9 protein-coding genes and 1 pseudogene are annotated in these 9,777 nt (G+C 75.7%); 3 read left to right on the forward strand and 7 right to left on the reverse strand.

Features of this window, described 5'->3' with window-relative positions; translation table 11 throughout:
* The first annotated feature begins 47 nt into the window (after positions 1 to 47).
* Together ABEB16_RS15350 and ABEB16_RS15355 are read left to right on the forward strand one after the other, a co-directional pair.
* The gene (locus tag ABEB16_RS15350; RefSeq protein ID WP_345713100.1) at positions 48 to 1,697 is read left to right on the forward strand and encodes a LamG domain-containing protein; all 1,650 of its coding nucleotides are present in this window, start codon (positions 48 to 50) and stop codon (positions 1,695 to 1,697) included.
* Positions 1,698 to 1,804: 107 nt separating this feature from the next.
* Complete coding sequence (locus tag ABEB16_RS15355) at positions 1,805 to 3,178, forward strand: ferredoxin--NADP reductase domain-containing protein (RefSeq protein WP_345713101.1); 1,374 nt, start codon at positions 1,805 to 1,807, stop codon at positions 3,176 to 3,178.
* A gap of 20 nt (positions 3,179 to 3,198) precedes the next feature.
* On the opposite strand, the gene ABEB16_RS15360 is transcribed toward ABEB16_RS15355, so the two are convergent.
* A complete protein-coding gene (locus tag ABEB16_RS15360) occupies positions 3,199 to 4,011 on the reverse strand; it encodes an inositol monophosphatase family protein (RefSeq protein WP_345713102.1) in 813 nt (270 codons plus the stop codon).
* A complete protein-coding gene (locus tag ABEB16_RS15365; protein WP_345713103.1) occupies positions 4,008 to 5,258 on the reverse strand; it encodes an ROK family protein in 1,251 nt (416 codons plus the stop codon). Before ABEB16_RS15365 ends, ABEB16_RS15360 begins: the two co-directional genes overlap by 4 nt.
* A gap of 35 nt (positions 5,259 to 5,293) precedes the next feature.
* Here ABEB16_RS15365 and glgA point away from each other — a divergent pair, with 35 nt between their 5' ends.
* On the forward strand, positions 5,294 to 6,472 hold the full coding sequence (glgA, locus tag ABEB16_RS15370; protein ID WP_345713104.1) for a glycogen synthase: 1,179 nt from the start codon (positions 5,294 to 5,296) through the stop codon (positions 6,470 to 6,472).
* A gap of 116 nt (positions 6,473 to 6,588) precedes the next feature.
* Here glgA and ABEB16_RS15375 read toward each other — a convergent pair whose 3' ends face one another.
* From ABEB16_RS15375 to ABEB16_RS15395, 5 genes and pseudogenes are all read right to left on the reverse strand, one after another.
* Positions 6,589 to 7,365 carry an amino acid ABC transporter ATP-binding protein gene (locus ABEB16_RS15375; RefSeq protein WP_345713105.1) on the reverse strand — a complete coding sequence of 259 codons (777 nt, stop codon included), beginning with the start codon at positions 7,363 to 7,365 and terminating at the stop codon, positions 6,589 to 6,591.
* A complete protein-coding gene (locus tag ABEB16_RS15380) occupies positions 7,362 to 8,027 on the reverse strand; it encodes an amino acid ABC transporter permease (protein WP_345713106.1) in 666 nt (221 codons plus the stop codon). The genes ABEB16_RS15375 and ABEB16_RS15380 overlap by 4 nt, the downstream gene beginning before the upstream one ends.
* Positions 8,028 to 8,080: 53 nt before the next feature.
* Entirely contained in the window at positions 8,081 to 8,881 is an 801-nt protein-coding gene (locus ABEB16_RS15385; protein WP_345713107.1) for a transporter substrate-binding domain-containing protein, read from the reverse strand.
* 85 nt (positions 8,882 to 8,966) lie between these two features.
* Positions 8,967 to 9,467, reverse strand: a complete 501-nt coding sequence (locus tag ABEB16_RS15390; protein ID WP_345713108.1) for a DUF6328 family protein — start codon at positions 9,465 to 9,467, stop codon at positions 8,967 to 8,969.
* Positions 9,468 to 9,596: 129 nt separating this feature from the next.
* Positions 9,597 to 9,777, reverse strand: a pseudogene (locus ABEB16_RS15395) (hypothetical protein); the annotation flags it as partial.

A 9,777-nucleotide genomic window follows, 5' to 3' on the forward strand; every position in this document is an offset into this window, starting at 1 on the left:
ACCACCGTGAGCTCGGCCTTCCGGCTCGTGTTCGAGGCGAGGAACACGTGAGCGGCCACCGCGGGCGGGCGGCCGCGCTGCTCGTCACCGCCCTGGCCGTGCTCGGGTTCGCCGTGCCGGGCACCGTGGGAGCGACGTTCACCGGCACCCACGTCAACGGCGCGCCCACCCCGATCGGGGCGTCCTCGGGCCTGGGCAGCACGTTCCTGACCCACTCCCAGGCCGTGGCGGCCGGCTCGCCGGTCTCCCGCTACCGCACCACCGAGGCGCAGACCGCCAGCCCCGGCACCACGACCGCCGACACCGGCACCCCGGGGGGCAGGCCCGCCACGTACACCAGCCCCACGGCCTCCCGCAGCGCCACGCAGGGGCCGAGCACCTGGTGGAACTTCGACTCCGCCACCGGCACCACCGGCACCACGCCCGACTCCTCCGGTGCGGTGAACACCGGTTCGCTCGGTTCCGGGGCCGCCGTCACGACCGCCGCCGGCAAGCTCGGCGACGGCGTGCACCTGAGCGGGAGCCCCGGCAGCGTGGTGGGCCGCATGCCCGTCGACACCACCGGGGACTTCACGGCGATGGTGTGGGCCCGGTTGACCGACAGCGCCACCGACTACGCGGCGCTGGCCCTGGAGGGCCCCACGAACAGCGCGGCGGCGCTGATGTTCCGCCACGCCAACAGCACCTGCACCGACTGCTGGCAGATCCGCGCCGCGAGCACCATGACGGCGGTGTCCAGCACGCTGCAGCCGCCCGTCGTCGCGAACTGGCTGCCGCCGGCGTCCAGCACGCTGGCGGGGGTCTGGTGGCACCTGGCGATGGTCTACACCGCACCGACCACCGCCGGCGGGACCGGCACCCTGACCCTCTACGTCAACGGCACCACCCAGCCCACGAGCACGGTGCCCCACACCGTGCTCGCGGCCGGCAGCCACCTGGCGCTGGGCCGCCAGGCCGCCAACGGCGGACCGGTCAACCACTGGAACGGCGACCTCGACGACGCCCGCGTCTACCAGCGCGCCCTGTCGGCGGCGGAGGTGCAGGCGGTCCACAACGGCGGCAGCGGCACCACGACCGAGGCGGCCGCGCTCACCGCCGGGCTGACCGACGCGCTGCAGGGACCCGACCAGGGCCAGGGCGGCTCCAGCGCGGTCGCGTCCGACGGGGCGATGGGGGCCTTCGCGGTGCGCGGCGCCGGCGGCGCCCCCGAGCCCGCACCGGACACGTTCACCATCGAGTGCTGGCTGCGGGTCGGGCCCGGGCACGACGGGCAGGTGCTCGGCTTCGCGTCCGACAGCACCTCCGCGGCCCCCGCCTCCTCCGACCGGATGCTGTTCGTCGACCGGTTCGGGCACCTGGCGTTCGGGGTGGCGAAGCCGTCGGGGTTCTCCCTGCTCCGCACGCCGCTGGCCGTCACCGACGGCGTCTGGCACCACGTCGCCGCGAGCATGGGCCCGGCGGGGACGAAGCTCTACCTCGACGGCGCCCTGATGGCCCGGGACGCGGCGACCACCGCCGGCGCCGCCTACAGCGGGTACTGGCGGTGGGGGGCATCCAAGGTCTACGGTTGGAGCAGCGGCGGCACGAACGTCGACCCCTCGCGCGGCGCCCTCACCGGCACCGTCGACGAGGTCGCCGTCCACGGCACCCAGCTCACCGACGCCGACGTCGCCCACCACGCCTTCTCCAACTTCTGAGCGCCCGTCCCCCGCGGCGGGCGCCGACGGCTCGACACCCGGACGCGGTCCGCCCTAGCGTCACCCCCACGACGACGCCGACGGCGGCAGCGACGGGAGGACGAACCGTGCCCGAGCCCATCCCCCGGCCGCTGCGCGTGACGGTCGTCGGGGCCGGCCCGTCCGGCGCCTACCTGGTGGACGCCCTCACCCGGCAGGCCGAGGTGGACGTCCGCGTCGACGTCGTGGAGCGGCTGCCCACCCCGTTCGGGCTGCTGCGCTACGGCGTGGCGCCGGACCACCCGAAGATCCGCTCGCTGCGCTCGGTGCTGGAGCGCGCCCTGTCCGAGCCCCGGGTGCGGTTGTGGGCGGACGTGGAGGTGGGCACCCACGTCACGGCCGAGGAGCTGCTCGGGCAGTCCGACGCGGTGGTGTGGGCGCTGGGTGCCTCCGCGGACCGCCCGCTCGGCATCGACGGGGAGCAGCTGCCCGGCTGCGTCTCGGCGGTGGAGGTCGTCGGCTGGTACTGCGGGGTGCCGGACACCGGGGCGCGGATCGCGGACCTGGTGCGCACCAGCCGGGAGGTCGTCGTCGTGGGTGCCGGCAACGTCGCCCTGGACGTCGTGCGGGTCCTCGCCAAGGGCCCGCACGCGCTGGACACCACCGACATGCCGCTGCGGGTGCTGGAGGCGCTGGACGCCAGCCGGGTGCGGCGGGTGGTGCTGCTGGCCCGGCGCGGCCCGGCGCAGGCGGCGTTCACGACGAAGGAGCTGCGCGAGCTGGGGGCGATCCCCGGTGTCCGCGTCGTGGTGGAGGACGCCGCGGAGGTGCTCGCCGACCCGGCGGGGCCGGTGTCGAAGGTGGCCGAGCGCAACCTCGCCGTGCTGCGGGAGTGGGCCGGGCGCCCCGCCGACCCCGGCGCCACCCGGGAGGTGCGGCTGCGCTTCCTGCGCCGGCCGCTGCGCGTGGTGGGCGCGGAGGCGGTGACGGGGCTGGAGGTGGAGCGCAACGTCCTGGCGGCCGACGGCGCGGTGCGCGGCACCGGGGAGACGGAGGTGCTGCCCGCGCAGGCGGTGGTGCGGGCGGCGGGCTCGAAGGTGGTGGCGGTGCCGGGTCTGCCGGTGGACCCCGCCGGGACCTTCGTGCCGAACGTCGACGGGCGCGTGGCGCGGGACGGGGTGGCCGGGCCCGGGGAGTACGTCACGGGGTGGCTGGCCCACGGGCCGGTGGGGGTCATCGGCGACGCGAAGGCCGACGCCACCCGCACGGCGGCGCGGGTGCTGGCCGACGCCGCGGAGCTGCTGGCGCGGCCGGCGCCGCAGGGCCCGACGCTGGACGAGCTGCTGCGCGGGCGGGACCGGGCACCGCTGACGATGGCGGACTGGGCGCGCATCGACGCCGCCGAGACCGCGCTGGGCCGCGCCCACGGCAGGGAGCGCACGACGCTCGACGGCCGCGAGGACCTGCTGTCCGCGGCGCGCGGGCAGCACACCCTGCGCTGACCCTGCTCCCGCGCTGCGCCTCAGCGCCGGGGCAGGTACGTGGCGGTCCACCGCTGCACGAGGTCGTCGTGGACGAGCCCGTTGGAGGCGATGCAGCCGTCGACGGGCGCGTCGTAGCGCTGGTCCGCGCCGCGGCGGTCGGTGACGGCACCGCCGGCCTCCCGCACGAGGAGGCAGACGGCGGCGACGTCGTGCGGGGAGCGGCCGCTGTAGAGGTCGCCGTCCCACGCGCCCTCGGCGACCTTGCAGCCGGAGAAGACGGTGGGCCAGGGGAACCGCACCGGAGCCGCGCGGTGCGGGCGCGCGCCCACCCGCAGCAGGGTGTCGGCGTTCAGGTCGCCCGGGGTGGGGACGGCGCCGCTGGCGCAGACCACGGCCGGCTCCGCGGTCCCGTCGCGCGCCGACACGCGCAGGCGCGTCCCGTCGCGGTGGGCGCCTCCGCCGGCGAGGGCCCAGTACACCTCCCCGGTGCACGGGTTGGCGGCCGCGGCGACGACGGGCCGGCCCTCGTGCACGAGGGCGATGGAGACCATGAACACCGGGATGGCCAGGATGAGCTGCTGGGTGCCGTCGACGGGGTCGACGACCCAGACCCTGGAGCTGCCGGTGGCGCGGCTGGCCTCCTCCCCCAGGACGGCGTCCCCGGGGAAGCGCGCACCCACCTCGTCGATGAAGCGCGCGTTGACGAGGCGGTCCGCGGTCGTGACGGGCGTGTCGTCCGCCTTGACGTGGACCCGGTTGCCCCGCGCGACGGTCGCCAGGACCTGCCGTCCGGCGTCGAGGGCGAACCGGCGGGCGAAGTCGAGCTCCTCGTCGTAGCTGGAGGGGTTCACCGGGCCCCCTCCGCCGGCTGAGCGGCCGACGGGGCCGCGGTCCGGGGGGGCACGGCGTCGAACAGGGTGTCGAACAGGTGGTCGAAGACCACCTCCGCCGCCCCGACGAGCCCGCCGTCCACGCCCAGGGCGCTGGGCACCAGCGGTGGCGGTCCACCGCGGTGCGCGGGCACGGTCGCCGCCCGCGCGGCGTCGTGCACGACCTGCGGGGCGGCTGCGAGGACGTCGGCGCCGTGGCCGGCCAGGACGACGAGGTCGGGGTCGTGCACGGTGACCAGCGCCCCGATCCCCCGTCCGAGCCCGGCGGCGATCCGCTCCACGGCCCGGCGCGCCGCCGGTTCACCGGAGCGCGCCCGTGCGAGCACGTCGGCCGCCGCCGCGGCCGCGGTCGCCGGGGTGGCGGACAGGCCCGCGGCGCGGGCGAGGGCCACCTGGTCGACCTCGGTCTCCCAGCAACCGCGGCCGCCGCACCGGCAGGGCAGGCCCTGCTCCCCGAGCGGGAGGTGGCCGTACTCGCCGGCGAGGCCGCGGCGCCCGCGCAGGGGTCGCCCCCGGTCCGCGAGGGATCCGCCGACGCCGACGGCGGCGTGCAGGAACAGGACCGTCCCGACCCCGCGCGCCCTGCCGCGGACGGTCTCGGCCACGGCGGACAGGTGGGCGACGTTGTCGATGTGCGCCCACCGTGCGCCTGCCAGCCCGAGGAGCCCGACCACGTCGACCTCGACGTCGGCCCACCCCAGCCCGGGGGCGGCGAACACGGCGCTGGTCGTGCGGTCCACCACGCCGTGCACGGCGATCCCGACCCCCGCGCAGCGCGGGCCGACGACGGCGAGACGGCGGTCCAGGACGTCACGCGCCACGCCCACCACGTGGGGCACCGCACCGCTGCGCAGCGCTGCCCGCTCGACGTCCCCCAGGTGGCCCCCCAGGCCGACCGACGCCACCCGCACCGCGTCCGTGGCGATCTCCACGGCCACCACCACCGGGCCGTCCGCGGACGGCAGCAGGGCGGTGGTCGGGCGACCCCGCCGACCGGTCGCCGCGGCCACGGTCTCGGCGAGCAGGCCCATCGCGGTCAGGTCGGCGACCAGCGCGCCCACGGTCGCGCGGGTGCACCCCAGCTCCCGGCCCAGTTCCGCTCGCGTCAGCCGTCCCCGGGCGCCGTGCACCGCCCGCAGCGCCCGGGACAGGTTGGTGCGTCGCAGGTCCGCGGCTGTTGACGTGCTGGCGCCACTGATTATGCTCACGGTGAAAACATAACCTGGGGAGGGCTGCCGCGACCATGCGCACCGCACTGCTGAGCCGGGAGTACCCGCCGTTCGTCTACGGCGGGGGCGGCGTCCACGTCGGGTTCCTCGTGGAGCACCTGCGCCGGCGTGGCGTCGACGTCCGGGTGCAGTGCATGGGTGAACCGCGGGACGGCGCCACGGCCCACGGCGAGCACGACGCGAGGCTGGCCGGCGCGAACCCCGCGCTGGGGGTCTTCTCGACGGACACCGCCATCGCCGCCGCCGTGACCGACGTCGACGTCGTCCACTCGCACACGTGGTACACCAACCTGGCCGGGCACTGGGCCAAGCTGCTGCACGGCATCCCGCACGTGGTCACCGCCCACTCCCTCGAACCGATGAGGCCGTGGAAGGCCGAGCAGCTCGGCGGCGGGTACCGGTTGTCGAGCTGGGCGGAGCGGACCGCCTTCGAGGCCGCCGACGCGGTCATCGCCGTCAGCCGCTCGACCCGCCACGACGTCCTGGCCTGCTACCCCGGCATCGATCCGGCACGGGTGCACGTCATCGGCAACGGCATCGACACGGACGCCTACCACCCGGACCCCGGCGACGACGTCCTGCGGCGCATCGGGGTCGACCCCACCCGCCCCTACGTCGCCTTCGTCGGGCGCACCACCCGCCAGAAGGGCGTCCCCCACCTGCTGCGCGCCGGCCTGCGGCTGCACCCGCGCGTGCAGCTCGTCCTCCTCGCCGGCGCGGCCGACACCCCGGAGCTGGCCGCCGAGGTCGGCGCCGCGGTCGACGACCTCGCCGCCGTCCGCGACGGCGTCTTCCTCGTGCCGGCGGTGCTGCCACCGGAGGAGGTCCGCCAGGTGCTCAGCCACGCCGTGGCGTCCTGCTGCCCCTCGGTCTACGAACCCCTCGGCATCGTCAACCTCGAGGCCATGGCCTGCGGCACCGCCGTGGTCGCCAGCGCCGTCGGCGGCATCCCCGAGGTCGTCGACCACGGCGTCACCGGAACCCTCGTCCCCCTCGACCGGGACGACCCGGAGGCCTTCGAGCGGGATCTCGCGGCCGCCCTCGACGAGCTGGCCGCCGACCCGGCGCGCGCCGCCCGCATGGGCCGGGCCGGCCGGGCGCGAGCCGTCGCCGAGTTCGGCTGGGCAGGCGTCGCCGAACGCACCCACCACCTGTACGAGGCCCTCGCCGGTGGCCCCGGGCGGCCGCGCTGACCACCCTGCCGCACCCCGCCCCCCGCGCCCGCGCGCCCGTCTCCGGGTTCGGGCGCCCGAACCGGGTCCCCGCAGCGCCCGAACCCGGAGATGGGCGCGGGAAGCAGGCGCGGACGTCAGAGCGGGTCGGCGAGGCGGTGCAGGAACCGCCGGGTGCGCTCGTGCCGCGGGGCGCCGAGCACCTCGGCGGGCGCTCCCTCCTCCACGACGACGCCGCCGTCGAGGAACAGCACCCGGTCGGCGACCTGCCGGGCGAAGCGCATCTCGTGGGTGACGACGACCATCGTCCAGCCCTGGTCGGCGAGGTCCTTCATGACGGCGAGCACCTCCCCGACGAGCTCGGGGTCCAGCGCGGAGGTGGGTTCGTCGAACAGCAGCAGCGCGGGGCGGATGGCCAGCGCCCGGGCGATGCCGACGCGCTGCTGCTGACCGCCGGAGAGCTGGTGGGGGTACTGCTCGGCCTTGCCCGCCAGCCCGACCCGCTCCAGCAGCGCCAGCGCCTCGGCGCGCACCTCCGCGGGCGGGCGGCGCTGCACGACGACGGGGCCCTCGGTGACGTTGCCCAGCACGGTGAGGTGCGGGAAGAGGTTGTGGGCCTGGAACACCATGCCGCTCTGCGCGCGCAGCCGGGCGACGGCGCGGCGGTCGGGCCGACCGCCGGGGGCGGGGAACTCCATCCGGGCCTGCCCGATCCGGACGCTGCCGGCGTCGGGGACCTCCAGGAGGTTGAGGGAGCGCAGCACGGTGGTCTTGCCGGAGCCGGAGGGGCCGATGAGGACGGTGACGGTGCCGGCGTCGGCGAGGACGTCGACGCCGCGCAGGACGTGGTTGTCCCCGAACGACTTCTCCAGCCCGCGCGCCTCCAGCAGCGGGCCGCCCGCGGGGGTGCTCACCGGGCCACGTACCTGTTCAACCGGACCTCCAGCCGCGACTGCACCGCCGACAACCCCAGGCACACCACCCAGTAGTAGGCGGCCGTCACCACGTACAGGGTGAAGAACTCGTAGGTGGGCGCGGCCAGCTCGTTCGCCTTGCGCGTCAGCTCCGTGACGAGGACGGCGGACGCGAGCGAGGTGTCCTTCACCAGGGAGATGAGGGTGTTGGACAGCGGCGGCACCGCGACCCGCGCCGCCTGGGGCAGCACGATGCGCCGCATGGTGGTGGCGTAGTCCATGCCGATGGTGAGGGCGGCCTCGGTCTGCCCCTTGGGGACGGCGAGGATGGCCGCCCGCACGACCTCCGCGGCGTAGCCGCCGACGTTGAGGCTGAAGGCGATGACGGCGCTGGGGAACGGGTCGATCGTCACCCCGAGCGAGGGCAGGCCGTAGAAGATGATGAACAGCTGCAGCAGCAGGGGTGTGCCGCGGATGAGCGAGACGTAGCAGCGGGCGGCCGCCGCGAGCGGCGCGATGCCCGACAGCCGCATGAGGGCGACGACGAGCGCCAGCAGGAGGCCGAGGACGAAGCTGACCGCCGTCAGCGGGATGGTGCCGGTCACGGTGCCCTGCAGCAGCGGCACCAGCGACTCGCGCACCAGGTCCCAGGTGCCGTCCATGACCCTCCCGGGAACCCGATGCGTGCGTCAGCCCCGCAGGCCGCCGCGACCGGTCAGCCCGCGGCCGGGCCGGAGACGTCCTCCCCGAACCACTTCTGCGAGATCTCCGCCAACGTACCGTCCGCGCGCAGCTTCGCCAGCGCGGTGTCGAACTCGGCGGCGAGGGCGGTGTCCTCCTTGCGGAAGGCGAACGCCTGCTCGGTCCGGTCCGGGGTCCTGGCGGCGATCTTGATGCTGGTGTCGCCGGAGGTCTTGAGGTAGTCGAGGATCGCGAGGTCGTCGTTGATGGTGACGTCGACGCGGCCCTGCTTGAGCAGGGCGACGGCCTGGGTGAGCCCCTCGACGGCCTCGACCCTCGCGCCGGCCCCGGTGGCGGTCGCCGCCCAGTTGCTGGTGGTCGACTGCGCGGAGGTCTTGCCCGCGACGTCGGCCAGCGAGGTGACGCTGGTGTCGTCGGCGCGGGTGACGATCGCGCCGGTGGAGACGGTGTAGGGGGCGGAGAAGGTGTACTTCGCCTCCCGCTCGGGGGTGATGGACACCTGGTTGCCGACGACGTCGAACCGCTCGGCCTCGAGCCCGGCGAAGATGGAGTCCCAGGTGGTCTCGGAGAACTCGACCTCGCGGCCGAGCTCCTGCCCGACGGCGCGGGCGACCTCGACGTCGTAGCCCGTGAGCTCGTTCGTCGCGGTGTCGTGGAAGCTGAACGGGGAGTAGGTGCCCTCGGTGCCGATCCGGATGGCGCCGGAGCCGCTGCCGGTGGAGGCGCTGCCGGAGCCGCCCTCGTCCTGCCCGCAGCCGGCCAGGACGGCGGTGAGCACGAGCGTCCCGGCGAGGGCGAAGGTCCTGCGGCGCATGGGTGGTGCCTCCTGAGCGGTGCGGTTGTTTGATGCTGCAACAACATAGCGGGTGGTGCTGTTCCCGGGCGGCGCCGGCCCGCCTTCACCCCTCCCGCGAGCGCCGCCTGCCCAGGGTGCGCAGCTCCCGCGCCGGCACGAGGTACCAGCAGGTGCCGATGAAGAGCACGACCCCGCCGGCGGCGACGACGCCGCCGGTGCGGCCGAGGACGACGTCGGCGACGAGCAGGGCCACGGCGGTGAAGGTGAGCAGGAGCACCACCAGCCCCACCTTGGCGAACCGGTCGCCGAGCGCCACGAGCCGCGCCTTGGCGTTGCGGCGGAAGATGAGCCGGTGCAGGGAGACCGGCGCGAGGAAGAACCCGGTCGCGGCGATGGCGAGCATCAGCGCGACGAGGTAGACGAGCCGCTGGAACTCGTCCAGCTCCTCGAAGCGGGACTGGAACGGCAGGGTGACGAGGAAGCCGGAGAGCACCTGCACGCCCGTCTGCACCACCCGCAGCTCCTGGAGCAGCTCCGCCCAGTTGCGGTCCATCCGCTCGGTGGGCGTCTCGTTGCGCAGCGCCGCGAGCTCGTCGTCATCCACCGGCGGACACCACCCGGCAGTCCCCATCACCGCGGTCACCTCGTCTCGTCCCGGGGGCCCGGGCTGCTCCACACCCCGATCGGAACATAGGATGTACTGCAGCTGAACGCACGGTGAACGCATGGCGCATCAGCGGGCCAACCTCTCCACGACTCCCACGAACACCGGTGGCACCAGCGCCGCCGCGGGCACCACCGCCCGCCGCAACGGCGACGTCGCGGCGGCCACGAGCGCACCGGTCAGCAGCCGCGCCTCCCGCGTCGCCGCGGTCCCGGCGCGCTCGTAGGCGGCGCCCACCTGCGCCGGCGGC

Origin of the sequence: Kineococcus glutinatus (assembly GCF_039542765.1) — a bacterium.
Lineage (GTDB): Bacteria > Actinomycetota > Actinomycetes > Actinomycetales > Kineococcaceae > Kineococcus_A > Kineococcus_A glutinatus.

What these genes read in the sequence shown, in the direction of transcription:
- ABEB16_RS15385 (WP_345713107.1), bottom strand. Translation starts at nt 8,881, where the DNA reads ATGCGCCGCAGGACCTTCGCCCTCGCCGGGACGCTCGTGCTCACCGCC.
- glgA (WP_345713104.1), top strand. Translation starts at nt 5,294, where the DNA reads ATGCGCACCGCACTGCTGAGCCGGGAGTACCCGCCGTTCGTCTACGGC.
- ABEB16_RS15380 (WP_345713106.1), bottom strand. Translation starts at nt 8,027, where the DNA reads ATGGACGGCACCTGGGACCTGGTGCGCGAGTCGCTGGTGCCGCTGCTG.